This is a genomic window from Pseudoalteromonas atlantica, assembly GCF_043641955.1.
In the GTDB taxonomy this organism is placed as follows: Bacteria; Pseudomonadota; Gammaproteobacteria; order Enterobacterales; family Alteromonadaceae; genus Pseudoalteromonas; species Pseudoalteromonas atlantica_A.
In genome coordinates this window covers 234,331-259,129 of the sequence record NZ_JBHZRV010000003.1, presented here as the reverse complement: position 1 = coordinate 259,129, position 24,799 = coordinate 234,331, and the positions used below count along the sequence as shown (strand labels likewise).

The following is a 24,799-nucleotide window of genomic DNA, read 5'->3' as shown; positions in this document are numbered from 1 at the left end:
CATATGCCAACGAAGTGGTTTTATTATTATATTCAGCGAGTTAAAAACATAAAAAACTACTTCCCTACATAAAAGAGTATTAAAATTAAGCAATCAACATCCCACTATATTGATATAGAACAATAAGTGCTTTTTATTTATATGCATATAAAGTAGATTGTCATCGCCGTTAAAAAATAGAGAAGTAATAATAATTATGAGCGCAGTTAGAGGGGAGTTCAGCTCCCGTTTTGGATTCATTATGGCCGCCGCAGGCTCAGCGGTCGGATTAGGTAATATTTGGGGCTTTCCCACTCAAACAGCCAGCAATGGCGGCGCAGCATTTTTAGTTGCCTACTTGATTCTTGCTTTTTGCCTAGCCTACCCAGCTTTAATGGCTGAGTTGACAATTGGCCGTCATGGTCAAGCAAATGCGGTATCATCACTACGCAAAATATCTAATACAAAATCACAAAAGCGATTTGCGTTTATAGTGGGCTTTGGTGGCATTATTTGTGCTGGTTTAATTTTAAGCTTCTACGCAATAGTTGCAGGTTGGATGATAAGCGCAACCTTAGAACCGATTGCCACATTAACCGGGAATCAACCTGTTACTAATTGGCTAAGTGAACAATCTTTATCAAGAAACTTATTGTTTACAGCAGGGTTTATTATTTTAACTGTGGCGATTATCAGCCGAGGTGTGGAAAACGGTATTGAGAAATGGTCAAAACGTCTAATGCCAGCTCTGTTGTCAATTCTATTTGCTCTCATCATTTACGTAATGATGCAAGAAGGTGCAATGACAGGCCTTAAAGCATATTTAGTGCCTGACTTTAGTTCAATTTTAAACCCTGAATTACTTGTAAGCGCACTTGGCCAAGCTTTTTTCTCCTTGTCGCTGGGCACCAGCGTCATGATTATTTATGGCTCTTACATTAGCAAAAAAGAAAACCTTGTTTCACTTGGTGCTTATGTCACTTTAATTGATGTATTTATTGCCTTTGTAGCGGGCCTTTTAATCATTCCTGCTATGTATGTAGCGCAAGCCCAAGGTGTTGAAATTTTTAGTGCACAAGGCGAGCTGCTCTCTGAAGACACTTTGGTGTTTCAAGTTCTGCCCGCACTCTTTGATGGTATGGGTACTATTGGTTTATTTGTTGGCTTTGCATTTTTTGCTCTAATGAGTATCGCTGCATTAACATCGTCAATTTCTATGTTAGAAGCCCCTGTTTCATACGCAGTAGAACGGTTTTCACTCGACAGAATCAAGGCTACTTGGTTGATTGGCGCTATCATAACTTTGGTCAGCTCAACTATCGTTGTTTACTTTGATACGTTATTTGGCCTAGTCATCACCATCACCACTAAGTTTGGCCAACCTTTATTAGGGCTGATGTGCTGCTTATTTGTAGGCTGGATTTGGTATAGAAACTCATTACTTGAAGAGATAAAGCAAGGGTGTCCTGATGTGGCTAACAGTGTATTTTGGAAGATATGGCCTTGGTACATTAAGTTTATTTGTCCACTTGCCATTTCATTAGTGTTTATCAATTCAATATTTGGTTAATTTACACTTTTAATAAGCGCCCATTAACTTATTGGGCGCTTTAAAATCATATCTTGATGTTCTATACCATCTTCTAAATACGGCTGTGCTATTGTTGTAAAACCAAGAGTGCGATAAAAATCCAATAAGTAAGTTTGAGCACCAATGTAAATGTCTCTACTGGGCCATAACTCAAAGCACCTTGCTATCGCATTAGCTACCAACTCTTGTGCAAAACCATTACCACGTTGTTCTTTACTTATAAGCACCCGCCCTATCGCACTATAGGTATCATCTTTTACGTAACAACGAGCATAAGCATCTAGTCGGTCATCTGTAAGCCAATAAAGGTGTTTAGTCGTGTTATCACAGTCCACATGATCTAATTCTGGGTATGCGCAGTCTTGTTCAACAACAAAAACATCAACGCGCCCCTTTGCAATCAAAAATAACTCTTTCGTTGTCAGTTCTGAAAATGACTTAGTTATCAAGTTCATAAAAATCCTAATAAAAAAGCCCAGACAATGCTGGGCTATTAAATGAAGTAAAATAAGCTTATGCAAATAACCGCTCGAGCTGATCACATAACTGAGATAAGTTTACATGGTCATGTTCAATGGTTAAATCTACATAACCATCACCACGAAACGCTCTATCAAGTTCAATTAATACATGAGTTTTATGCGCTTCTGGCACAAATGATAACTCAATTTCTTGCAGGCCAAACAAGCTACGGCTATTTGGTTTATATTCAAGTTCTTGATAACACCCAGATACTGAGCTAAACGTTGTTGCACGCAAGTAGCCTTTTTCTACATCAGCTTTAACCAAACTGAAACCGAGTTTATCCATTGCCTGCATAAAGGTATTAACAGCATCATTGGGATAAATATGGAGGTGGTCTTTATCACTTGGATCCAGTGCTAAATCAATGTCTAAACCCGTTTCAAGCCAAACGTAAGACTGGTTATAACCAGCATTAATTTCTGTTATCGGCGTTTCTGAATGTAGACGAGCTTCAAAAGGAATGTGTTTTTCTTGCCCAGGCTCTATTGTGCCAATGTCAGTAATTCGCCACTTATCTATTACGTGATTTGTGAAATAACTGCCCTCTTCACCTTCAACTTTCACTCGCGTCATTAAAGCTAAATCTAGCCCAGATATTTCTTGGCTTACGTCGCCTGCCGTGATCACAATTTGAGCATTAAACTTCTGCCCTGGCTGAAGGTGTTCGGTTTCTAAAATAGTATCAACTTTTGCTGCACCAATACCGACTGATGCAAGAATTTTTTTAAACATCTATTTCTCCTTAAGCACAGCCGCCTTAATACAGCCATACCTAAAATCCTTTGTTACTGCATCTTAACCATATTTAAAAGCTGATGTCAGCGAAAAAATAGCTATTTAATCAGTTTTTACATTAAACAATGCACTATCGCATGTTTTTCATACAAATCATGGATAGTTCAAGTGTATCTTCATTAGTCACACTATTTATTTCAAAAGCACTGAGATTTCGCTACACTGTAATAACAATCGAAGTCATATTAAGTATTATGGAACTAATTTATTTTGCAGCAGCGTTTGTCTGCGGTTTTGTTGTTTACCAACTTAAACTTCCGCCATTGATCGGCTTTCTAATTGCAGGTTTTGCTTTAAATCTTTCAGGGTTTAAAACCACAGAATTACTCAATTCAATCGCAAATTTAGGTGTGACTCTTTTACTCTTTAGTATAGGACTAAAGTTACGTGTCGCTAACTTAATAAAACCTCAAGTTTGGGCACCCGCTTCTATACATATTATTTTAAGTAGCTTACTCTTTGCTGGCTTTATGCTGCTTCTAGGTTATCTAGCGCTGCCTTTATTTGAAGAGCTTAGCTGGCAAAGCGCTTTATTAGTCGGCTTTGCTTTTAGCTTTTCAAGCACTGTTTTTGCTGTAAAGGTGCTCGAAGAGCGAGGCGAAATGGCTAGCCTGCACGGTAAGATTGCAATAGGCATACTTGTAATGCAGGATATATTTGCCGTCATATTCTTAGCAATTAGCACGGGTAAATCGCCTAATGGCTGGGCAATCGCTTTGTTTGCGTTATTACCTTTAATGCGCCCCGTAATGTTTTGGATTTTGAACCGCTCAAAACATGGCGAGCTTTTACCTTTGTTTGGCTTTTTCTTTGCCCTTGTTGTTGGCTACCATGCATTTGAATTTGCAGGGTTAAAAGGTGATTTAGGTGCGCTAATAATTGGTATGATATTCGCTCCTCATAAAAAGGCTGGCGAGCTTGCAAAGTCCTTACTTAATTTAAAAGAAATCCTACTCGTTGGATTCTTTTTAACAATAGGTTTGGGTGCAGAGTTAACAGTAAACTCTCTATTAATAGCCCTATTAATTATTTTAGTATTGCCAATAAAGGTTGCTTTGTACTATGTACTTACCAACGCATTTAAACTTCGTGCTCGCACCTCACTGCTCAGTGCTTTTACCCTTTCGAATTATAGCGAGTTTGGTTTAATCGTCTGCATGGTGGCAGCTACAAGCGGCTTGATCACCGCAGAATGGTTAGCCGTAATGGCAATCGCGGTTTCAATTACATTTATTATCGCATCACCACTGAATAAACGCTCTAACGAAATTTACGTAAAAATTGAGGCTTGGTTATTACGATTCGAAAGCCAAACACGCCTAGCGGAAGAGTTACCTGTAAACCTAAATGATACTAAAATCGTTATTTTTGGTATGGGCCGCATCGGAACAGGTGCATACGAAACCATAAATATGACACACCCAGGCGTTGTTGCAGGTGTTGACATAAAGCCAGAGGTTGTTGACAAGCATATAAAAAGAGGCCGAAAAGCATTGCTAGCTGATGCAACTGACCCAGACTTTTGGCAAAGAGTAAATCATTCAAGTGTTGAGATGATCATGCTGGCAATGCCCAAACATATGCAAAATATTTTTGCATTGGAGCAATTAAAAGCATCTGGTTATCAAGGGCAAGTAACAGCTATCGCTAACTATCCTGATCAACAGAAAGAATTAGAGGATATGGGCGTTAATTCAACATACAACTTCTATTTAGAAGCGGGTAGTGGTTTTGCTGAACATGTAAAACAAAAACTATTTTCTTAATGTAAAATATTTACCTTATTCGATTATCAGTGCCATAAAAGGTACTGATAATCATTTTCATCATTAATTCATTAACTTACTAAATATACACCTATTTACTAAATTCCCTCTAATTCAAACACCGTCAACGACATTTACAAAGCTTTACATCGAAATTAGCATTTGCCCATTAAAACAGAGTAAACTGCATTCGTTGAATACTTTGTAAGTATCTATTTTTAACACAAAATTTACGCTTATATGTGTTTTTGATACGACTTCAGTAGCGTATTTTTGTTTGTAATTATGAAAGGTTTTAGATGAAAGATAAGTTTACTATACAGCATCAAGCTGTGGCTGATGATTTACAAAGCCCAAAACTAGTTGAGCTTCAAAATCGTCTAGACGAAATTTTAGATCAAGGAATGACAGCGGTGACAATGCGTGATGTGTTATTCCATAAGATGCTTGATGTATACCAAGTTCCAAGCGATCATTTTTTTGCGCAAAAGTGAAACCCCACTGCGCATTGATGATCCTGCTATTATTATTCAACTTAAACAACTTGGCTTTTCAAAAAAGTCATCATACCAAATTCATTAAGTAAACGACGAGGCCTACTCCCTCGTACCTTATAGGCTGTTTCTTGCCCGTCACAGCCTATTCTTTCTCTCCTTGTAGTACACTGAAGCAATTATCTAGTACATTTAATTAAGCTTAACAATGAATTCTCAATTACTTAAAATAGCTATTAATACAAAAATGCCTTTTGGGAAATATGCAGGGCGCCCTTTACTGTTGTTACCAGAGCCGTATCTTGTTTGGTTCAAGCAAAAAGGCTTTCCCCAAGGGCAGTTAGGTACTCAGCTTGCGATGATTTATGAAGTGAAGCTCAATGGGCTAGAAGAAATGTTAATGCCGCTTTTAAATAGCAAAAAATAACGCTCTACATTATGAACTTATTTGTTTAAAGGCGGTCTATTAAATTGCTACTTGTTGATTTTGGTTTAAACCGTAAAAAGCGCCATCAGGCGCTTTTTTTATGTACCTCGTTTAAGCTTAGGTAAATAAATCGTCACCTTCGCACCACCTAATGTGGAATCAGACACCAAATAATCTCCTTGGTGCCAAGAAATTATTTTTGCAACTATAGCTAAACCTAAGCCAAAGCCCCCTGTTTTCTTATCTCGACTCTTATCTAATCGGGTAAACGGTTTAAACACAGCTTCTCTTTGAGCAAGCTCAATACCTGACCCATCATCTTCTACATGAATCGTTATTGTCTCTGACTCTTCTACAAGGCTCACGTGCACATGATTTTTTGCATGCTTTAGTGCGTTACCTATTAAATTTTGCATACTGCGCGCAATAAAATGAGCATCGCATGTATAGGTATATTTTGCAGGTAAAGACATTGTAAGCGTTATATCAGTCGCATAATCAAGCTTTTTAATTACGATGCTTATCAAATCAACTAAATCACATTGCTCAACCTTTATATTAGGTTGTTGGCTATCAAGACGAGCGTAATCAAGCATCTCTTTGACGAGTGATTCCAGCTCAGTAATATCAGCTTGCATTGTATCAATGTAGTTAAATGCTTTTTCGTCAGTCACTTTATCTTCTAGCATAACTAGCGCAAACTTTAAACGTGCTAACGGTGTTCTAAATTCGTGAGACACAGATGATGTTAACTCTTGCTGAGCTGTTAATAAATGCTGAATGCGAAGCTGCATGGCACTTAAAGTGTCAGTAATAGGCAAAAAGAAAGACTTCGACGATTCTGTTAATTGGAAATCTTGAGAGCCATCAACGGCCTCGCAAGCTAGTCTCAATTTTGAAAAATCACGCCACAGTAAAAAGCTCCATAACCCAACAGGTACACCAACCACACTTAATAACAAAAAGTATGGCCATACTGAGGGAAATACTGGCTCTGAAACATCTATAGGACCAATTTGAAGTAGGCGCTCACTATCAATTCTGACATACCAAACTAGTCGTTGCTGTTGATCAAAAAGATAAATAAAGTGTTTTTCCGACAATTCATTTTGATGTGTAACCGGTAAAGCGACATCTTTGATTGGCACCACATTGGCGCCAAAATTATGCGATATCTGTTCAATACCTTCGGGTGTTTGTGCTAATAACCAAAGGGAGCGGCCAAACTCATCATCAAGGGAAAGGTGTTGCTGACTCTCTTCATAAGGCCAAAGTTGCTCTATTACGCCACTAACCAAAAAAAGGGAAAATATAATGTACAAATATAAACTTGCAAACAGCTTCCCCATTATCGATTACATTCCCCATGCATCAGAAACAAATAAGTAGCCTTGACCCCAAACCGTTTTTATACGATATGGTTTATCACTACTGTCGCCTAATTTTTTACGAATACGTGATACGCGAACATCAACTGTGCGGTCCAAACCATCGTACTGGCGGCCTATCATATGCTGATGCACATGTTCTCGGCTAAGCACCTCCCCCGCATTCGAGGCAAGCAACCAAAGTAATTCGAATTCATGTGATGTGAGCGTAATTTCATTATTCTTTAATCGTACAATTCGGCTTGTTTTATCAATACTTAAATCACCAAACTGAAGTTCTTCAGGGGCTTTAGTTGTGGCTTGACCACGTCTTAATAAAGCATTAATACGGGCTAATAACACTCTAGGCTCGGCAGGTTTAATTACATAATCATCAGCACCTAGTTCTAACCCGATCACTTGATCAAAGTCTTCACCTTTGGCTGTGAGCATTAAAATGGGTAAACTAAATTTATCTCTGACTTGACGGCAAACACTAAAACCGTCTTTACCTGGTAGCATTACATCTAATATCATTAAGTCGACTTGGTTCGTCTCTAGATATTCAAACACTTCATCGCCACGCTCAAGCACCGCAACTTCGAGGCCATTACTTTCTAGGTAATCTCGTGTTAATTGCTGTAATCCTAAATCATCTTCAACAAGTAAAATCTTTGCCATTGGCAGCTCCAGAATTAAAAAAAGCTCCACGGAGAACGAAGCCTACGTCGTGTTGTCTTGGCACGTGTACTTTGTACATCAATACTTGCCGTTGCTATCTGTTCATCCGTATGAGGATTGTGCAGGGAGTATAGGGTCTTAATATGAACATGCGCTTTATAATTAAAACTTGCAACTTTAACTTGCTGCCAGCATTGCAACTGCTGACTCTGTTCATACAAACACACATCCATTTTTTTTGGCAACGACACAGTGAACTTTAAATCAAGATCACAAATATCTTGTTGTTCGGAAACCACACAGACCTTAGGTGATACACTGAGTATATCTTTTGTTGCCTTAGCCTGTAACGGCCAAATGACCAAAGCAAAAACACAAAGAATAAATTGTAGATACTTCATATTAAAAAATATGATTAAATCCTAAAAAAGCAGTCATAGAATACGATTTTTCGAACAGCGGGCTGTCCGCTGAGGTTGAATAATCATAATAAGCCAGATGAAAACGTACTGAATTAACCTCACTTAGAGGCCAGCGGGCGTCGATTTTAGCATAAGGCTGTAAGCTACTACCAACTGCAATTGCTTCAATTGGGTTTTCTTTTTTAGTCACACCATAAAAATAATCATTTAATTGTGCTGATTTGTACCAAATACCAAGGCTTGGTTTAATATATACCTCACCAATTCTATGAGACATTTGCCACTGTAACGCACTGCGCCACCCATTATAAACACCTGATACATCAGATAGAGCTTGTGCAGAAAAAACATGTTTTTCATAAATGTAATGGTAGCTAAGGCCTGCATCAAGTGCCCACTTTCGCTTATCAAGTTCATTAATTTCTAATTTTGGCTGTTGCTCTTTTAGCTCAACCGATGGGGAGGCAATAAATGAATTGGATGAAGTTAAAGCAAATATATTAGCTGGGTGCCAATCGACAAAAAAACGAGTTTCAGGATTAAACTCAGACACAAAATTAACAACGTGGGGGGAGTCAGGCTTGAGGCTATAACCTAGCCGACCATTATCAAAAAAAAGATGCTCGGCGTAATAAGCAACCTCAGGTATTAATACTAAAGGTAAATTTGACCCTCCTTTTAAAGGGTTTGTCATAATACCTAAACCAGTATTCAAACTTACATGCCATTGTCCAATGGCTATATCCTGATTTAATTCACCTTCTGACGGTTGAGCAAATGAGATACTCATAGAGCCAAACATTATGCTTATCAAAACCAAGATGTACGCTATCAACTTCATCGTTATTTTTATACGTTTTTATGCTGTTTGTGCGAGTATAATAGCAAGCTATTAAAAACTTATCCCCAGTTGATTACAATCATTCACACTTTTGATACATTCACTACCAACATTGCACTAATTTGCAACGCTGTTAATTTCCTTTAAAGATTGCGCAATATTCCAAAGCGCATTCAAAGCAGGATCTGAAAGGTTTTTCTTAAGCACAGCGAGGCCTATTTCAAAACCCGCGGGAGCATCACGTTGGTCGCTTATAATATGAACGCGATCTTTTAGAGGACTATTATCAAGAACAATTTTAGGTACCATTGCAATGCCTAACCCTAAGCTAACCATCGATACCATAGCTTCATGGCCAGCAACCTGAGCGTATATCTTTGCGTTAATATTATGCTTACGCCACCACAGCTCAAGCCTTTGCCGAGTTAATCCTTGTTCAGGTACAATAAATTCTAATTTAGACCAATCAATTGACTCTGTTCTGGTTGCTAGTTCTTCTCTTATTAATGTAGGGTTACGAGGCGCAATGAACACCAAAGATGAATAGCCAATACTCGCAAATGCAATCTGATTAGGCAGTTTGTCAGGTTTAGCGGCTATTGCCATATCTTCATGTGAGTCAAGTACCCTATTGATTGCCAGCGCAGGATCACCAGTATTTAACTTTAACTCAATATGTTGATGCTCTAATCGTAATTGCTCCAACATTTGATGTAAAAAACTATAAGAAGCGGTGACTGAACAATAAATACCGACCTTCCCGTATATCGTTTGCTCAGGGTCTTGCACATTTGCCCGAAAACGGTGCCAATTAGCAAGCGTTGCATTTGCATAATCAATAAACGACTCACCTTCACGCGTTAATTTTACACTTCGGTTATCTCGACTAAATAATGCAACACCAACTTCATCTTCCAATTGCTTTATATTTCGGCTTAAAGTTGGTGCGCTAATATGACACAGCTCACTCGCACGGGCAAAGTGCAACGTTTTTGCTAACACTAAAAAGTAACTTAATCGCTTATGATCCATGCTCACCCTCCACATTTCATTTTATGAAATACTCTAATTCAAATATATCATTTTACGCAAGCATATTATTCACATAGGGTATCACTAAGCAAGAAAATAAAACTTGCATCTAACAGAATATAAATGAATAGGATACTAACAATGGCGAATTATTTTAACACTCTTCCTTTACGTGAGCAGTTAGCTCAGTTAGCACAATGCGAATTTATGGACCCAGCTGAGTTTGCAGATGGAGTTGAAGCATTAAAAGGTAAAAAACTTGTTATTGTTGGCTGTGGTGCACAAGGTTTGAATCAAGGTCTTAATCTACGAGATTCAGGATTAGATGTATCTTATACATTACGAGATGCAGCAATCAGTGAGCGCCGCCAGTCTTTTTTAAACGCTTCTGAAAATGGCTTTGCAGTTGGTACTTATGAAGAGTTAATTCCTAGCGCTGATGTAGTACTTAATTTAACACCAGACAAACAGCATACTGCAGTTGTAAGTGCAATTATGCCAATGATGAAACAAGGCTCTACCCTTGCATACTCTCATGGTTTCAATATTGTTGAAGAAGGCATGCAGGTTCGTAACGATATCACCGTCATCATGGTAGCTCCAAAGTGTCCTGGTTCTGAGGTACGTGAAGAATATAAACGTGGCTTTGGTGTTCCAACACTTATCGCCGTACACCCTGAAAACGACCCTCAAGGCCATGGTCTGGCACAAGCAAAAGCGTATGCAGCAGGTACCGGTGGCCATCGCGCAGGGGTACTGAAATCATCATTCATTGCTGAAGTAAAGTCTGACCTGATGGGCGAGCAAACTATCCTTTGCGGTATGTTACAAACAGGTTCAATTTTATGCTTCGACAAAATGGTCGAAAACGATATTGAACCAGGCTATGCATCTAAGTTAATTCAATACGGTTGGGAAGTGATCACTGAGGCACTTAAATACGGTGGTGTTACCAATATGCTTGACCGCTTATCAAACCCAGCAAAAGTAAAAGCGTTTGAATTAAGTGAGCAACTTAAAGTAATTATGCGCCCACTTTATAACAAGCACCAAGATGACATCATCGACGGTACGTTCTCTCGCGTTATGATGGAAGATTGGGCAAACGATGATGCTAACCTACTAAAGTGGCGTGCAGAAACAGCTGAAACTAACTTTGAAAAAACACCTGCGGGTGATGTTGAAATTACGGAGCAAGCGTTTTTTGATAATGGCATTTTAATGGTTGCTATGGTTAAAGCAGGCGTAGAACTTGCTTTTGAAACGATGACTGCTGCAGGTATCATCGAAGAGTCGGCGTACTACGAGTCACTTCATGAAACACCACTTATAGCGAACACTATTGCCCGCAAAAAACTTTATGAAATGAATAGAACAATTTCTGATACTGCAGAGTACGGGTGTTATTTATATAATCACGCTTGTTTACCACTACTAAAAGACTTTATGAAAGACATCTCAACAGATGTAATAGGTAAAGGTTTAGCTGAGCAAAGTAACTATGTGGATAACAAAGTATTAATAGAAATAAATAAAGCACTACGTGAACACCCTGTTGAAATTGTAGGCGCTAAATTGCGTGGCTATATGTCAGCAATGAAAAAGATTGTTTAACCCTGGACAATAAAAGAAGTTTCGCTTGTTAGAAACCAAGCCCACTAGCATTTGCAGTGGGCTTTTTCATGCCTAAAACCGCACATAGACAGCTCAAAAAGCAATGATGTAATTTCCCCAATTCCTACACATATCATATCGCAGTGTCTTATTATTGTGCTAAACTGAATGCTAATGTAGTAAATTAACAAACAAATTATGCTCTTACAACGCACTCCAATTACGCAAAAAATAACACTTTTAGGTATCTGTATCGCATTACTGGTATCTGCATTAATAGGTATTACATCTTTATTTAGTGCAAAAAACATCATAGAACAGCGTATGATTGAGTCTGAACTCCCTAGTAAAATCCAAGCTATAAATAACTATATTAGTTTAGAAATAAATCAGCTTAAAAGTGCTGCACAGCAGTTATCTAGCAATGAGTTTATTTTGGATTGGGCGGCTAAAAACAATGCTAATGACACTATATTAATCAACGAGTTAAACCGCGTTAAGCGTCAATACAACCTTGCTACGGCGTCTTGGGCAAATAGAGAAAGTGCTCAATACTGGAACCAAGATGGTTTTTTAAGAGTGTTGAATACTGAGCAAGATGCTTGGTTTTACGGTTTTAAACAAAGTAAACAGCCTTTTTCAATTAGCATTTTTCAAGAAAGTGAAAACGACGTAAAAATGTTTGTAAACCACCAGCAAACTAATGGTGTAGGCCTTGCTGGACTTGCAAAAAGTATTTCTGCAATGCAAGCTTTATTAAATAAGTTTAGAATCGAGCAATCTGGTTTCGTGTTCATCGCCGACGATACTGGTTTAGTCAAACTCCATAGAGACGCAAATAAAGTTGCCAAAGCTCAGCTTGACTCACTATATGGCAGGGGTATCGCAAGCCAGCTATTACAAAACAATGACTTTAATTTATTAGAAACCACCATTGACGATAAAGCGTATTTTCTTGCCGCAAGTCCTATCAAAGGCACGCATTTATATGTTGTTGCACAAGTTGCTAAAGATGAAGTCTTTGCAGGCATAAAAGACCTACAGTGGCAGATTATCAGCTTTGCTGTTTTAATTGGATTGATTGCATCCGTAGTTAGTTTTCTATTGGCACGCTCATTGTCATCTCCCTTATCAAAAATGGCTGAACTATTCACTCGTTTAGGTTCTGGAGATGCGAATTTGGCCTACCGCTTACCTGAATCTGATCAGCCTGAACTGGCTAAATTAAGCAACGGCTTTAACTTATTCCTGACAAAAATTGAAACAGCCATTGCAAAAGTTGCCAGTGAAAGCCACGAAATACGCCAAAGCTCTCAGCATGTTTTTGACCAATCACAACGTAACTCACAAGCTATTGATAGCCAGAAAGAACAAACTATTACTGTCGCTGCGGCTATTAATCAGATGGGCGCTACGGTACAAGAAATTGCGAGCAGTGCAGCAACAGCTGCAAAGCTAACCCAAGACAGTAAAGCAAATACTGACAAGAGCCATCAACAAGTGAGCCTCAGTCAGGAAGCAATCTCGGCCTTAGCTGGAGACATTGATCTAATAACAACACAGGTCGAACAGTTGTCTCAAAAAACAGTAGCCATCGCGACGATCGTTGATTCTATTCGAGGCATTTCGGAGCAGACAAATTTACTCGCTTTAAATGCTGCTATTGAGTCTGCTCGTGCGGGCGAGCATGGTAGAGGGTTCGCAGTTGTTGCAGATGAAGTGAGAGCACTGGCGAGTCGCACATCACAATCAACAACTGAAATTCAAACTATGATTGAAGAGTTAACCAGTACTTCATCATTAGTTGTTACTAATATCACACAATCAAAAAATAAGGCTCAGGAGAGTGTATTAGCTATGCAAAACTCCGTTCAATTATTAAGTGCGATTACCAATACAGCAAACGAAATAAATGACATGGCTACGCTTATTGCAACAGCTACAGAAGAGCAAAGTACAGTTGTTACTGACGTTGGACGTACAATTGAATCAATCAGCGAGATAAGCGATAAAGCAATGCAGGAGCAAATAAGTACAGAGCAAGCTATTAGTGACCTTGCAAACAGTGCTCAAGCTTTGGACAAGCTAGTAGCTATGTTTGAAAAGCATTAACTCTTTCACCGCTAAATAATAATTTAGGCGCTTTTAAAAGTAACATACACTCCACTTTAAAAGCGCTATCTGACTTTCTCTTTTATCAGACATGCTCTGTTTAAAATATAGGCTATAATTAATGTAAGTTGATTAGTTGGGGCAGTCAAATGACAACATCAAACGCAAACATTTATTTGGGCATTATTTTCTTTCTAGTTTTATTAAGCGGATGTAACGCCACATCAAATAACACGCAACTCTCTCCTCCCCCCAATTTTGCTTTAGAGTATAGTTTTAAAACCTTACCCGTTGAGACACCCACAGAAATATTTGTATTAAGTGAAGATATAAAGCAGCAGTTGGATAGCGCATTTCCACCTACAAAACGAAACTTGCAATCAACCCGAAAGTTACTTAGGTTTTTACTTGAAAACGGGGATGAATCATTATCTTATCAATCAGGCGCTACATTAATTGCTAACCAAGCCTATAATGATTTAAATGCTAATTGCCTTTCATTGTCTATATTGGCATACAGCATGGCTGAGCATTTAGGAATGGACACTCAATTTCAGCAAGTACATATTCCAGAATACTGGGCACTAAATAAAGGGTATAACCTTTTAACAAGCCATATAAACTTGCGTATATCTCAGCCTCTAAATAAAGGCAGTAATATAAAGCATGTTTACAATAGCTTAGACTCTGTAGTTATAGATTTTGACCCCAACTCTCGAGGCGAAAAATTTCAAACAAGTAATATTTCAAAAGCCCGTATTACAGCCATGTTTTATAACAATAAAGGTGTAATTGCTATGCTTAACAGGCAATACGATCTTGCTTACAGTTATTTTGGTGCCGCAACTAAAACTGATAACCACTATTCTAGTGCGTGGGGTAATTTAGCTGTGCTATTTAGGATCACTAATCAATTTAAAGACGCAGAATTAGCCTATAATTATGCCTTAGAGGCCAACAAAGATAACCATACGGCACTTGGAAATTTGGCTTTGCTTTATCAGCTAACAGATCGTAATGAACAAGCCAGTGAAATATTAACCTCTCTAGATAAAAAGCGCCAAAGTAATCCTTACTATCATGTTTCTTTAGGTAACACGGCTTACAAAAATAATGATTATCGCGATGCAATTAAACATTACCATAAAGCTAAAAGACTCGATAAAAAACTCCATGATAGTTATTTTGGCTTAGCGAAAACGTACTATCAATTAGGTGATTTTAAGCATGCTTATAAGCAGCTTCGTCTAGCAAATAAGTATGCGGATTTTAAACACGATAAAGAACGATATCAGTCCAAGCTAGCGGTATTGAGTAATATGACGGCTAAAGTTAGTGATTAAAAAATTATTACTTTTACTCTTTACAATGTGCTATTGCACACCAGCATATACACAAATAGCACAGCAACAGTTATTTGATGATTTATTGCACTTAAGCTCTGAGGCGCTAAATGGGAGAAAAACAAATACCCAAGGCGCTCTTAAGGCAGCACAATATATCAGTGAACGTTTTGATTCACTTGGCTATCAGAGCCAATTACAACCGTTTGAGTATCGCAGTGGTTTTTTCTCAAGCTCCGTGGGCAATAATGTTATTGCAAACTTAACGACACACAATGCGCTAGCACCGCAACTGATTATAACCGCACATTACGACCACCTCGGTAGTAAAGGTGGAAGTGGAAAGTATTTTCCTGGTGCTAACGATAATGCAACAGGGGTCAGTGCACTACTTTTTCTAGCACAGCAATTAAAAGTGAACCAACCTGATTTTAATATTGTTTTTGTTGCGGTAGATGCAGAAGAAAATGGCCTACATGGAAGCACGTTTTATGTCTCCACACTTGACACCTCTTTGCCATTATTAAATATTAATCTTGATATGTTGGGCGTCAAAAAGCGCCACCCTACTTTATACGCGTTTACTTCCCGCCAACAAAAACATGCAGTAAAAAATCTAACAAGCTTAATAACTACAAATAGCCTCAATATAAAAGTGACAAGCTCCATATATCACATGAATCGGTTAATAAAAAATAATCGCATTGACTGGCGTAAAGCCAGTGACCATTATTCTTTTGCGCAAGCAGATATTGGTTATATCTATTTCGGGATGGGTGATGACAAACACCACCATAAATCATCTGATGACTTTGCAAGTATTGACCAATCAATGTACTTAGAAACAGTACTCTATATTGAAAAGTTTATTCGTCACTTAGACTTTGCTGACTTTTAGAGGCAGTTCCTGTGTCTTTATAAACTCTCGCTTTTGGAGTTTTGTTAATTGCTTTACTTTGTACTCGAGCTTTGTTGCTTCACTTCGATTACCAACCGCAACCTGAAAAACAAGCGTTAAAGGCCCTTTTCCCTTCAAGTTTTTAGCCCCTTTACCAGCCTGATGCGTGGCAAAACGTTTAGCAACATCAGTTGAAATTCCTGTATACCAATGCCCTAACCTAGTTTGAACTATATACAAAGACCAAATTGCTACTGGCTCTTTGGGTGTATTTTTACCTGAGGCTAAACTTTTATCGTTCTTTATGGTCAAATCATCACTCCAAACATCGATAGTTTAAATTAAGTGCCAAACAATGGTGCAAAAAGGTTTTACCTTAAGTGACTAATCGGTATCATGCAGTTTATAAAAAATAAGGATCCAAACAAACAATGCAGTCGTTAAAAACTTTTTCTCTTTGGTTTATAGTTGCAGTTACGCTTAGTAGTGTTGCTGGATGTTCTAGCTGGGTTTATCGTATAAATATTCCACAAGGTAACTTTTTAGAGCAATCTGATGTTGATAAATTACGTATTAATATGACACGAGAGCAGGTTCTTTATGTTTTGGGTAAACCTGTCGCAGAAGATGCATTCGATAAAAATACGTGGCACTACGTATATTCTTTTAACTTAGGTCGTAAAAACGAGCAACGTAAATCGCTTACCATTAACTTTGAGAATGAAAAACTGGTTTCATTAACCGGTGATTACGAGCAGCCGGAAGAATTTAATACGCCACTTGAGCAGTAATCACAATTACTATTATGAAAGGTTAGCAATTGCTAACCTTTTTCGCTTATGGCTTGTCCAGTGCTCGCCCACCAGTAACTTTATTCGCGCGACCTTCTTCTTTTGCCTTTTCAGCTCGTTTACGTCTTGCATCCTTTGGATCTGCAATCAAGGGACGATAAATTTCAACTCTATCACCTTGCGCAAGCACTTGCGTTAATTTACACGTTCGATTCCACACTCCCAAAGTTAAAGAGGTAGCATCTATCTCAGGGCACTTTTCTAAAATACCTGATTTAATTACAGCTTCTTCTGCGCTCGAACCTTCTGGGACCTCTACAGTTAAAGATGTTGCCGTTGTAGGCAATGCAAACACAACTTCTACACTAATCATAATCGCGGACCATACACATCTTTCGCTCTTTGGGTAAATGCGTTAACCATATTCTTTGCAACATCATTAAAAATTTTCCCAAAAGCCAGTTCAATAAGCTTACTTGCAAATTCAAACTCAAGGCGTAACTCTACCTTACACGCTCTTTCATCAAGTGACCTAAAGTGCCATTGACCTTTTAAAGCTTTAAAAGGACCATCCACCAAACGCAGCATCACCGTATGCTCATCAACAAATGTATTCTCTGTTGTAAACCATTTCTTTATGCCTGCTTTAGAGATTTCTAAACTTGCCGTCATCGTATTTGATTGCTGAGTTATTATTTTTGCATCAGAACAATGCGGTAAAAATTTAGGGTATGCATCTACATCATTCACTAAATTAAACATCTCTTTACTGCTATACATAACTAGCGCACTTTTTTCTATTTGTGGCATACTCACTCCCAACTGTGTGGGCGAATTTTAGCAAGCTTTGCGTTTTTCCCCAAACATTACTGGCGCTTTATTTATATCAACTTTTACATGTAAATTTAAAAAATCGATGTAAAAAGCAGAGCTTTACGTATATTATGGGCCACTATGGCTAAGAAAAAATCATCTAAATCGACAAACAATACCATCGCGTTAAATAAAAAAGCGCGTCATGAGTATTTTTTACACGACAAGTTTGAAGCAGGTATTGAACTACAAGGCTGGGAAGTTAAAAGCATCCGAGCTGGTAAAGTAAATATTTCTGAAACTTATATTCATCTTAAAAATGGCGAAGCCTTTTTGTTGGGCAGTCAAATACAGCCTCTTAACAGTGCTTCTACTCATGTTATTTGTGATCCTCTACGTTATCGGAAGCTTCTTTTGAGCAGGCGTGAACTAGACCGCTTAGTAGGTGCAACCGAGCGCGATGGATATTCATTGATTGCAACAGCTATGTATTGGAAAAAATGCTGGGTAAAACTTGAATTTCAGTTAGGCAAAGGTAAGAAAATGCATGACAAACGCGAGGACGGCAAAAATAAAGACTGGTCCCGTGAAAAAGAACGGCTAATGAAGCACAAAGTCTAACCAATAAGCGCCTAACTCTGTTAGGCGTTTTTATTTGCTTATATTACTTCCCTTGTTATGTAAAGCTAACATCTTATTAAACTTTAGTCTTATTTTATAACACCCTTGTTACATGATACTCCTATTACAGGCTCATTGCCTAAAATATTTATTATGACAACAAGGACTTAAGGATGAAGCAATCACTTCCATTTACACCCTCAATTTTGGCAAGCATGACGCTTGCACTTGCCGCAAGTGGCTATACAGCTAATATCTCAGCTGCTGAGGAAGCAAAAAAAGTAGAGCGTATAGAAGTAACGGGTTCTCGAATAAAGCGTACCGATATTGAAGGTCCCTCTCCAGTGCAATCAATTAGTCGCGCTGATATAGATAATATGGGTTACGATAACCTGCAACAACTGCTTGAAAGAATGCCTGTTGCAGGCAACGGAACATTCTCAACCCGCGGAAACAACCAAGACTCAACAGCTAATGGCGCAGCAGCTGTTAGTCTAAGGGGATTGGGCGCGGATGCAACTCTTGTTCTGATCAATGGCCGCCGAGTCGCGATCAGTGCATTTGCTGAAAGTATTACTAACTCATTCGTAGATATTAACAGTATTCCTGTTTCAGCTATTGAACGAATCGACATATTAAAAGATGGCGCCTCTGCTATTTATGGTTCAGACGCTGTTGCAGGTGTTGTAAATGTTATTCTCAAAAAAGACATTGATGGCTTGGAAGTTAATTTAGGCTATGGTGGCACTGATGGCCCTAATTATGAAGAAACCTCGGCCAGCTTAGTGTGGGGCACATCTAATGACAAAAGTAGCGCCTCAGTCATTGTTGACTATTTTAAAAATACATCATTGTCATCAAATGAAATGGGCCGCTTAGGCACTGCGAATCAAAGTGATTACGGCGGTCAAGATTTTCGTTCATCACGTGGTTTTCCCGGATATTTTTATGTAAACGATGTAAAAACCATCGACCCTGACTGCCCCGCTGAAAACGCAACATCATCTGGAAGCTGCCTTTTTGACTACGGTCCATTTGGCTATATTGCCCCTGCATCGGAACGTGTTGGTGCAATTTCTCAATTTGAATACAACTTTGACAATGGCATCACAGCTTTCATGGAGATGGCTGTTCAACATAATAGCTCAATTGCTGCTGGCGCCCCGACTCCCTTAGATGAAGATGCAGGGCTGACTGTTCCTGGCAATCACCCTAACAATCCATTTGGACAAGATATTAAAATAGGACGTTATAGAACAGTAGATGCAGGGCCAAGACAATGGGATATTGAGTCTGATACTCTTCGCTTTGTAGCTGGCCTTAAAGGGGACATAAATGACTGGGGCTGGGAGGCTGCCGTACAAAAAGGTCGTAGTAAATCACTTCAAACAGGCAACCGCTCACAAGGTTGGGTAAGAACCGACTTCTTACAACAAGAAATTGACGCTGGTAATTATAATCCATTTGGTGGCACCTATAATGACCCAGCTGTCGTTGACCGTATTACGACAAGCTTAGTTCGTCGAGGTGAGTCACACATGACTTCATTCGATGCGAACATTACTGGCGAAGCATTTGATTTTGGCGACAGCGTTGTAATGATGGCTGCCGGTATTGAATACCGAGAGGAAGATGTCAGCGATATCCCGGATGACCAATTCCAACGCGGACTTATTTTTGGCACAGAGTCAGTCTCAGCAGCGGCTGATCGTGAACAGTATGCGGCCTATGTTGAATTTTCTATCCCGCTTGCAGATAGCTTAGAGCTTCAACTTGCAGGTCGTTTTGATGATTATAGTGACTTTGGCACCACCACTAATCCTAAAGTGGCGTTACGCTGGGCACCTACTGACGAAATCACAGTACGTGGTTCATGGGCCCAAGGGTTCAGAGCTCCATCACTAGCACAAATTGGGTTGGGGCCATCAGAAGAAAGTCAGTTCTTTGTTGATACTTACCGATGCGCGGATTCTGGAGAAGATTGTGGCGTCCTGGATTATAATATTCAGTTTGCTGGTAACCCCGATTTACAAGCTGAGGAGTCTGAATCATGGAATGTCGGTTTTATTTGGGCACCGACAGCCGAAATTGGTTTAAGTATTGATGTATGGAGCATCACGCAAGACAACAAAATTGATGAACAAGCCTTTGGCCCTATCTACGACGCAGAGTGTGATAATCAAAACAGTTCTATCTGTGTTCGCCTATCACCACAAGCTGGGCAACGACTAGGTGTTATTCAAAAGATCCACAGTACTTTTGAGAATGTATCATCACAAGAAGTATCTGGTATCGACTTCTCAGCAAACTATAACCACTCTTTAGATGATTTAGGTTTACTTAAATTCAACTTAGAGTGGGCGTATCAAGATAAATTTGAAAAAGATGGTCGAGATTACACAGGAGAATATGGTTACCCTGAGCATCGCTGGATCTTTTCTACAAACTGGGAAATGGGTGAATTCAATACCAATGTTAACATCAGCTATGTTGGCGAGTTTGAAGACACGCCTGATATTGATTTTGATGGTACGTTAGATTTTGATCGCAACACATCAAGAATGGTTGACTCTCAAGTCTTAGTCGATTTACAAACAGCCTATCGTATAACAGAATCAACAAAGGTCTCTTTTGGTATCAATAATTTATTTGATGAAGAGCCCCCTTTTGCAATTGGTGATGGTGACAGCGATTTATATGGCTACGCGTCTGGAGTTCATAACCCGCGTGGACGCTATATTTACACGAAAGTGTCATTCTCTTTCTAACCTTAACACAACAAAAAACCCGCCAATTGGCGGGTTTTTTTAATTCTTATAACAAAGGCCTAAATTATAGGTCGCCTTCGTTTTCAGAAAGGAATTTTGCAACGCCTGCAGGGCTCGCATCCATACCTTTTTTACCTTCAGTCCAACCAGCAGGACATACTTCACCGTGCTCGCTATGGAATGCTAATGCATCAACCATACGTAACATTTCATCGATGTTACGGCCAAGCGGTAAATCGTTAACTACTTGGTGACGTACGTTACCTTCTTCGTCAATTAGGAATGAACCACGAAATGCAACGCCAGCTTCTGGATGCTCAACGTCATATGCTTTACAGATCTCGTGCTTAACGTCTGCAACTAGTGCATATTTAACTTCACCGATGCCGCCGTCTGCAACAGCAGTTTTACGCCATGCGTTGTGCGAGAATTGTGAATCAATTGAAACACCAATTACTTCTACGCCACGCTTTTGGAACTCTTCATAACGCTTGTCAAAAGCAATTAGTTCAGAAGGACATACGAAAGTGAAATCTAGTGGGTAAAAGAAGATAACTGCTTTTTTACCTTTGATTGTTTCGTGAAGATTGTAGCTATCTACGATCTCGCCGTTACCTAGTACTGCTGCAGCGGTAAAGTCTGGTGCCTGGCGGCCTACTAATACACCCATTTTATTCTCCAAATATTTGAGTTTATTTCTAATTGCTTACGCAACGCTTGCTTTAATATGGGATCTAAAAAATAAATACCAAGGGCTAGCATGCATAATTGTCAAAATAGTTTAGAGATAATCAGTTTAAATAGATAATCGGATTTTTCGATTTGTGCAATCGGATTTTTAGAAGGCTGTATTTATGTATTCATTGACATAAAAAAACCTGCAAAGCAGGTTTTCTTATGAGGACAAAGTCTCTAGTCCATAATATCTTCAGGCATATCGCCACGGATTTTTTGCCAAATCTCACCCGTTTGATGACCGTATTTACGCATCATAAAGATTGCACCATCATGCTCACCTTCTTGTGCTAACTTAGTGAGATCTTTATAAAATTGGCGAGCTAATTGGCGGGTACCAGGATCTGAAAAATAATGACAGCCTATTTTAGAGTAAAAACCCCTAAACCCATTAAGAATAAGTACGTATATGCGATTATTACCCGCAACAGCTAGTTCGTGATGGACTTTGTAATCGTAATCAGCAAACGCTTGTGCACTGTCTTCAAGTTCATCGCTTTGAGAAAGAATTTCAATTACACGCTCTGGTGCTAGTTTGATTGCAGCACGCGTATAGATTGCACTGATATTAGTGCGTGCAGAAAGCAGTTGATCTGTAAGCTCGGGCATCTTGTCTTCATCAAGACGAGCCAGTGTTTCGAGAATATTTAAACCAGAAGTTTCCCAAAAGTTATTTACACGAGTAGGTTTACCGTGCTGTATTGTCAGCCAACCGTCACGGGCTAGGCGTTGAAGAACTTCACGTAAGGTCGTACGCGTTACACCGATTAATTCTGATAATTCGCGTTCAGCAGGAAGGATAGAACCTGGCGGAAAATCACCGTTCCAAATTGATTCAACAATGTACTCTTCTGCAAAGCCAGCTGGGCTTTTTGCTTTAAAAATTCTCATTCAATTCCCACTCGAGTTATCACATTACTTCACTTTCAAGATTAACTGACTGATTGTACCAGATGATTAAAAACTAACAAGTAAAGTAATTCCTCTGCGCTGTTTTTTTAAGTTTTGGATGTAATAATGCCTAGAGGAATGTAAACTCAACGCCCCCGAATTGGGAAAAATAAAATAATAAACGGAGTTTATATGTTTAAACATACATCGATCGCACTTGCAATTTCCGCTAGTTTCTTAGTCACTGGCTGCCTTGAAGTGGAAGACAATAATAATGACGATCTTATTTCTGCTATAGAAAACCAAAACAAACCAACTGTAGAAGTAGAAGCAACCCAAACAGCTACATTAACAGGAACTGTTGAGCATTTAATCAGCAATGATAAAGTTAATAACGCCCAAGTATCTATCAAAATAGGTAATACTTGGAGTGAGCCTAAGGCTGCTACCGATGGCATTTTTGAATTAAGCGATTTAGCGCTTGAGTCAGATTTTACCTTATTAGTATCAAGCCCCGATGACTCGTTTCAAGAGCGCGCTTTTTACGGCAATACAGGTATGGGCATTAGCCAATTAGGTGCTTTAGAAGTAACAAACCAAGAGCTTATTGAATTTGAAGTGCTACAAAATGGCACCAATACACCTGTAACAGGTTTAGATTTTACGTATTCAACATCAAAAGGTCTTAAAGACATATCAGATTGGCAACAGCGTAATGAGCATTACGTTAGCTCTACATTTAATGAGCAAACAGGCACCTATTCAATTGCGCGTGCGGTAGGCTTAAACAGACTACTTTTAGTAGACTTAGATATTGATAACGATGCTATTGATGATTATGAGCTGACTCGTCAACCTAATCAAAGTAATACAATTTATACCCTAGATTTAGATAATAACAGCAGTGTTTATGTGTCTAAAACAGCCCAGAGCGCAGAGTTTTCTGTTCGCCTTTCTGTAATTGATACTCTTGGTAACACAATCAATGATTTAGATATTGTCGCATACACACAACTTTCAAAAACATCTGCAGCAGATTTTGATAGCACAACGAATGAGTACGTATTTGAATATAAAGGCACTTCAACACTTAATTTGATGCTGCCTAGCTACTATGATTCACAAGGAACCTTGTTTCAAAGTAGCAAGATTACTGTAAAGGCTTCAGACGGTGGTGCAAATATTCAAGGTAGTTACAATAGTTCGGTTAATGGTTTTCATCAGATTGAAAATGGAGCTATATCAATTGTAACTCAACCTCAAAAAGGCTATCAAAGTCCTCAAATTGATGTTGTGAGTCAAGATATAGATTTAACAACTCAAGGATTTTACGTATTTTTAGATACACCTGTTGAGCTAATTGAAAGTGAAATTTCACTGACAAAAGTAAATCAGCTAAACGTGATCCGTGGTAATGAGAGTGACACTGATTTTGTTGAGCCTGGCGTCACTAGTATTAGTCTTGAAGATGTTGCCATGCCATTAACCGCTTCTTTATCATTAAGTGATAACTTTATAACAGTATTACCTTCGAATACACTAACTGTGGGCAATTACCGTTATGAAATTGATAAAGTTATCGAAAAAAGTACAAACACGGAAAAAGATATTTCAGCCGATAGAAACTTTACTGTTGGCCAAGCAGGTGAGTTTAATATCGATGACATCAAATTTGATAATAATAACGGTTTCACTAACGGTGAGCTTATTTTTGCATCAAATACTGCAGGGATCGCACCTGAAAATGCATATGCATCTAATAACGGGGCAGTATATTTACCTCGTTCAATCGAGTCTCTTGAAAGTCTTAAATTAGCATTAATTAGCTATACCAGAGAAGGAACTAAAACTAATGACTATCAACAGAGAACTATCGTTTCAGAAGGTAATACTAATACCCAACAGCTAAGAACTGTTGCCACAGCTTTGAATGAAAATGTTTTAGGTGAAACATATAATATTCATTTACATACTTCACTTGACGATGGCTCTTGGTACATTTCTGATTTTGATTATCAGACTCGGCGCCTAAATGACAATACTGTATCGAGCAACAATCAAGTAACCCTTGGCTATGAATATAAAGTTAAAGGTAGTGAAGAAGTTATAACTGGAAAAATAACTTTACCAGTTCTATAACCTTGCTTTTTGCGGGTATGACTTCATGCCCGCAATCTACTTACCCACCAATACAACAAGCCCTGACCTTTCAAATTTAAAATAATGCTCTTTACTTTTGAGTCCATTGCAGCCGCTTAAAATAACTGTTTATTTAACCCGAACTCTAGTTAAG

At 38.7% G+C, this 24,799-nt stretch carries 24 protein-coding genes; 12 read left to right on the top strand and 12 right to left on the bottom strand.

From position 1 onward, the window contains the following. Positions 1 to 196 precede the first annotated feature (196 nt). Complete coding sequence (locus tag ACHUE3_RS08625; RefSeq protein WP_394192087.1) at positions 197 to 1,549, top strand: sodium-dependent transporter; 1,353 nt, start codon at positions 197 to 199, stop codon at positions 1,547 to 1,549. A gap of 23 nt (positions 1,550 to 1,572) precedes the next feature. On the opposite strand, the gene ACHUE3_RS08620 is transcribed toward ACHUE3_RS08625, so the two are convergent. Together ACHUE3_RS08620 and ACHUE3_RS08615 are read right to left on the bottom strand one after the other, a co-directional pair. Continuing rightward, positions 1,573 to 2,025: a GNAT family N-acetyltransferase gene (locus ACHUE3_RS08620; protein ID WP_394192086.1), complete on the bottom strand. Its 453-nt coding sequence runs from the start codon at positions 2,023 to 2,025 to the stop codon at positions 1,573 to 1,575. A 58-nt stretch (positions 2,026 to 2,083) separates the two neighbouring features. Next, positions 2,084 to 2,827 (bottom strand): sporulation protein, encoded by a 744-nt coding sequence (locus ACHUE3_RS08615; protein ID WP_394192085.1) that lies wholly within the window; start codon positions 2,825 to 2,827, stop codon positions 2,084 to 2,086. A gap of 257 nt (positions 2,828 to 3,084) precedes the next feature. Between ACHUE3_RS08615 and ACHUE3_RS08610 the strand changes: the two genes are divergently transcribed. The 3 genes from ACHUE3_RS08610 to ACHUE3_RS08600 all read left to right on the top strand — a co-directional run bounded on the left by ACHUE3_RS08610 (position 3,085) and on the right by ACHUE3_RS08600 (position 5,577). Further along, on the top strand, positions 3,085 to 4,656 hold the full coding sequence (locus ACHUE3_RS08610) for a cation:proton antiporter domain-containing protein (protein WP_394192242.1): 1,572 nt from the start codon (positions 3,085 to 3,087) through the stop codon (positions 4,654 to 4,656). A gap of 299 nt (positions 4,657 to 4,955) precedes the next feature. Next, the gene (locus tag ACHUE3_RS08605; RefSeq protein WP_394192084.1) at positions 4,956 to 5,150 is read left to right on the top strand and encodes a hypothetical protein; all 195 of its coding nucleotides are present in this window, start codon (positions 4,956 to 4,958) and stop codon (positions 5,148 to 5,150) included. 208 nt (positions 5,151 to 5,358) lie between these two features. Next, positions 5,359 to 5,577 carry a DUF3820 family protein gene (locus tag ACHUE3_RS08600; protein ID WP_394192083.1) on the top strand — a complete coding sequence of 73 codons (219 nt, stop codon included), beginning with the start codon at positions 5,359 to 5,361 and terminating at the stop codon, positions 5,575 to 5,577. A 98-nt stretch (positions 5,578 to 5,675) separates the two neighbouring features. Here ACHUE3_RS08600 and ACHUE3_RS08595 read toward each other — a convergent pair whose 3' ends face one another. The 5 genes from ACHUE3_RS08595 to ilvY form a co-directional block, all read right to left on the bottom strand. Beyond that, a complete protein-coding gene (locus ACHUE3_RS08595) occupies positions 5,676 to 6,926 on the bottom strand; it encodes an ATP-binding protein (protein WP_394192082.1) in 1,251 nt (416 codons plus the stop codon). Positions 6,927 to 6,932: 6 nt separating this feature from the next. Beyond that, positions 6,933 to 7,625 (bottom strand): response regulator, encoded by a 693-nt coding sequence (locus ACHUE3_RS08590; RefSeq protein ID WP_394192081.1) that lies wholly within the window; start codon positions 7,623 to 7,625, stop codon positions 6,933 to 6,935. A 14-nt stretch (positions 7,626 to 7,639) separates the two neighbouring features. Continuing rightward, complete coding sequence (locus tag ACHUE3_RS08585) at positions 7,640 to 8,026, bottom strand: DUF3019 domain-containing protein (RefSeq protein ID WP_394192080.1); 387 nt, start codon at positions 8,024 to 8,026, stop codon at positions 7,640 to 7,642. A gap of 1 nt (position 8,027) precedes the next feature. Next, a complete protein-coding gene (locus tag ACHUE3_RS08580; RefSeq protein WP_394192079.1) occupies positions 8,028 to 8,837 on the bottom strand; it encodes a MipA/OmpV family protein in 810 nt (269 codons plus the stop codon). Positions 8,838 to 9,005: 168 nt separating this feature from the next. Beyond that, complete coding sequence (gene ilvY / locus ACHUE3_RS08575; RefSeq protein ID WP_394192078.1) at positions 9,006 to 9,920, bottom strand: HTH-type transcriptional activator IlvY; 915 nt, start codon at positions 9,918 to 9,920, stop codon at positions 9,006 to 9,008. A gap of 141 nt (positions 9,921 to 10,061) precedes the next feature. Between ilvY and ilvC the strand changes: the two genes are divergently transcribed. The 4 genes from ilvC (at position 10,062) to ACHUE3_RS08555 (ending at position 15,887) form a co-directional block, all read left to right on the top strand. Beyond that, the gene (ilvC, locus tag ACHUE3_RS08570; RefSeq protein ID WP_394192077.1) at positions 10,062 to 11,534 is read left to right on the top strand and encodes a ketol-acid reductoisomerase; all 1,473 of its coding nucleotides are present in this window, start codon (positions 10,062 to 10,064) and stop codon (positions 11,532 to 11,534) included. A 198-nt stretch (positions 11,535 to 11,732) separates the two neighbouring features. Beyond that, positions 11,733 to 13,646 carry a methyl-accepting chemotaxis protein gene (locus ACHUE3_RS08565; protein ID WP_394192075.1) on the top strand — a complete coding sequence of 638 codons (1,914 nt, stop codon included), beginning with the start codon at positions 11,733 to 11,735 and terminating at the stop codon, positions 13,644 to 13,646. Positions 13,647 to 13,795: 149 nt separating this feature from the next. Beyond that, complete coding sequence (locus ACHUE3_RS08560) at positions 13,796 to 14,989, top strand: tetratricopeptide repeat protein (protein ID WP_394192073.1); 1,194 nt, start codon at positions 13,796 to 13,798, stop codon at positions 14,987 to 14,989. Next, positions 14,982 to 15,887, top strand: coding sequence for a M28 family peptidase (locus ACHUE3_RS08555; protein ID WP_394192071.1), 906 nt, complete (start codon positions 14,982 to 14,984; stop codon positions 15,885 to 15,887). The genes ACHUE3_RS08560 and ACHUE3_RS08555 overlap by 8 nt, the downstream gene beginning before the upstream one ends. Here ACHUE3_RS08555 and ACHUE3_RS08550 read toward each other — a convergent pair. Continuing rightward, positions 15,867 to 16,199 (bottom strand): GIY-YIG nuclease family protein, encoded by a 333-nt coding sequence (locus tag ACHUE3_RS08550; RefSeq protein ID WP_394192069.1) that lies wholly within the window; start codon positions 16,197 to 16,199, stop codon positions 15,867 to 15,869. The genes ACHUE3_RS08555 and ACHUE3_RS08550 overlap by 21 nt on opposite strands. 119 nt (positions 16,200 to 16,318) lie before the next feature. Between ACHUE3_RS08550 and ACHUE3_RS08545 the strand changes: the two genes are divergently transcribed. Then, complete coding sequence (locus ACHUE3_RS08545) at positions 16,319 to 16,678, top strand: outer membrane protein assembly factor BamE (protein ID WP_394192067.1); 360 nt, start codon at positions 16,319 to 16,321, stop codon at positions 16,676 to 16,678. Positions 16,679 to 16,724: 46 nt separating this feature from the next. Here ACHUE3_RS08545 and ACHUE3_RS08540 read toward each other — a convergent pair whose 3' ends face one another. Further along, entirely contained in the window at positions 16,725 to 17,051 is a 327-nt protein-coding gene (locus ACHUE3_RS08540) for an RnfH family protein (protein ID WP_394192065.1), read from the bottom strand. Further along, positions 17,048 to 17,488, bottom strand: coding sequence for a type II toxin-antitoxin system RatA family toxin (locus ACHUE3_RS08535; RefSeq protein ID WP_394192063.1), 441 nt, complete (start codon positions 17,486 to 17,488; stop codon positions 17,048 to 17,050). Before ACHUE3_RS08535 ends, ACHUE3_RS08540 begins: the two co-directional genes overlap by 4 nt. 144 nt (positions 17,489 to 17,632) lie before the next feature. Here ACHUE3_RS08535 and smpB point away from each other — a divergent pair, with 144 nt between their 5' ends. Beyond that, the gene (gene smpB / locus ACHUE3_RS08530; protein ID WP_099294418.1) at positions 17,633 to 18,112 is read left to right on the top strand and encodes an SsrA-binding protein SmpB; all 480 of its coding nucleotides are present in this window, start codon (positions 17,633 to 17,635) and stop codon (positions 18,110 to 18,112) included. Between the two features lie 173 nt (positions 18,113 to 18,285). Beyond that, the gene (locus tag ACHUE3_RS08525; protein WP_394192061.1) at positions 18,286 to 20,880 is read left to right on the top strand and encodes a TonB-dependent receptor; all 2,595 of its coding nucleotides are present in this window, start codon (positions 18,286 to 18,288) and stop codon (positions 20,878 to 20,880) included. Positions 20,881 to 20,944: 64 nt separating this feature from the next. On the opposite strand, the gene ACHUE3_RS08520 is transcribed toward ACHUE3_RS08525, so the two are convergent. Together ACHUE3_RS08520 and fadR are read right to left on the bottom strand one after the other, a co-directional pair. Then, the gene (locus ACHUE3_RS08520) at positions 20,945 to 21,550 is read right to left on the bottom strand and encodes a peroxiredoxin (protein WP_058559809.1); all 606 of its coding nucleotides are present in this window, start codon (positions 21,548 to 21,550) and stop codon (positions 20,945 to 20,947) included. Between the two features lie 242 nt (positions 21,551 to 21,792). Then, on the bottom strand, positions 21,793 to 22,506 hold the full coding sequence (fadR, locus tag ACHUE3_RS08515; protein WP_099294414.1) for a fatty acid metabolism transcriptional regulator FadR: 714 nt from the start codon (positions 22,504 to 22,506) through the stop codon (positions 21,793 to 21,795). A 192-nt stretch (positions 22,507 to 22,698) separates the two neighbouring features. Between fadR and ACHUE3_RS08510 the strand changes: the two genes are divergently transcribed. Continuing rightward, positions 22,699 to 24,645 carry a hypothetical protein gene (locus ACHUE3_RS08510; protein ID WP_394192058.1) on the top strand — a complete coding sequence of 649 codons (1,947 nt, stop codon included), beginning with the start codon at positions 22,699 to 22,701 and terminating at the stop codon, positions 24,643 to 24,645. Positions 24,646 to 24,799 lie beyond the last annotated feature (154 nt).

What these genes read in the sequence shown, in the direction of transcription:
- ACHUE3_RS08545 (WP_394192067.1), top strand. Translation starts at nt 16,319, where the DNA reads ATGCAGTCGTTAAAAACTTTTTCTCTTTGGTTTATAGTTGCAGTTACG.
- ACHUE3_RS08540 (WP_394192065.1), bottom strand. Translation starts at nt 17,051, where the DNA reads ATGATTAGTGTAGAAGTTGTGTTTGCATTGCCTACAACGGCAACATCT.
- ACHUE3_RS08600 (WP_394192083.1), top strand. Translation starts at nt 5,359, where the DNA reads ATGAATTCTCAATTACTTAAAATAGCTATTAATACAAAAATGCCTTTT.
- ACHUE3_RS08590 (WP_394192081.1), bottom strand. Translation starts at nt 7,625, where the DNA reads ATGGCAAAGATTTTACTTGTTGAAGATGATTTAGGATTACAGCAATTA.
- ACHUE3_RS08610 (WP_394192242.1), top strand. Translation starts at nt 3,085, where the DNA reads ATGGAACTAATTTATTTTGCAGCAGCGTTTGTCTGCGGTTTTGTTGTT.
- ACHUE3_RS08625 (WP_394192087.1), top strand. Translation starts at nt 197, where the DNA reads ATGAGCGCAGTTAGAGGGGAGTTCAGCTCCCGTTTTGGATTCATTATG.
- ACHUE3_RS08560 (WP_394192073.1), top strand. Translation starts at nt 13,796, where the DNA reads ATGACAACATCAAACGCAAACATTTATTTGGGCATTATTTTCTTTCTA.
- ACHUE3_RS08580 (WP_394192079.1), bottom strand. Translation starts at nt 8,837, where the DNA reads ATGAGTATCTCATTTGCTCAACCGTCAGAAGGTGAATTAAATCAGGAT.
- ACHUE3_RS08585 (WP_394192080.1), bottom strand. Translation starts at nt 8,026, where the DNA reads ATGAAGTATCTACAATTTATTCTTTGTGTTTTTGCTTTGGTCATTTGG.
- ACHUE3_RS08525 (WP_394192061.1), top strand. Translation starts at nt 18,286, where the DNA reads ATGAAGCAATCACTTCCATTTACACCCTCAATTTTGGCAAGCATGACG.
- ACHUE3_RS08595 (WP_394192082.1), bottom strand. Translation starts at nt 6,926, where the DNA reads ATGGGGAAGCTGTTTGCAAGTTTATATTTGTACATTATATTTTCCCTT.
- ACHUE3_RS08605 (WP_394192084.1), top strand. Translation starts at nt 4,956, where the DNA reads ATGAAAGATAAGTTTACTATACAGCATCAAGCTGTGGCTGATGATTTA.
- ACHUE3_RS08510 (WP_394192058.1), top strand. Translation starts at nt 22,699, where the DNA reads ATGTTTAAACATACATCGATCGCACTTGCAATTTCCGCTAGTTTCTTA.
- ACHUE3_RS08615 (WP_394192085.1), bottom strand. Translation starts at nt 2,827, where the DNA reads ATGTTTAAAAAAATTCTTGCATCAGTCGGTATTGGTGCAGCAAAAGTT.
- ilvC (WP_394192077.1), top strand. Translation starts at nt 10,062, where the DNA reads ATGGCGAATTATTTTAACACTCTTCCTTTACGTGAGCAGTTAGCTCAG.
- ACHUE3_RS08565 (WP_394192075.1), top strand. Translation starts at nt 11,733, where the DNA reads ATGCTCTTACAACGCACTCCAATTACGCAAAAAATAACACTTTTAGGT.
- smpB (WP_099294418.1), top strand. Translation starts at nt 17,633, where the DNA reads ATGGCTAAGAAAAAATCATCTAAATCGACAAACAATACCATCGCGTTA.
- ilvY (WP_394192078.1), bottom strand. Translation starts at nt 9,920, where the DNA reads ATGGATCATAAGCGATTAAGTTACTTTTTAGTGTTAGCAAAAACGTTG.
- fadR (WP_099294414.1), bottom strand. Translation starts at nt 22,506, where the DNA reads ATGAGAATTTTTAAAGCAAAAAGCCCAGCTGGCTTTGCAGAAGAGTAC.
- ACHUE3_RS08620 (WP_394192086.1), bottom strand. Translation starts at nt 2,025, where the DNA reads ATGAACTTGATAACTAAGTCATTTTCAGAACTGACAACGAAAGAGTTA.
- ACHUE3_RS08535 (WP_394192063.1), bottom strand. Translation starts at nt 17,488, where the DNA reads ATGCCACAAATAGAAAAAAGTGCGCTAGTTATGTATAGCAGTAAAGAG.
- ACHUE3_RS08520 (WP_058559809.1), bottom strand. Translation starts at nt 21,550, where the DNA reads ATGGGTGTATTAGTAGGCCGCCAGGCACCAGACTTTACCGCTGCAGCA.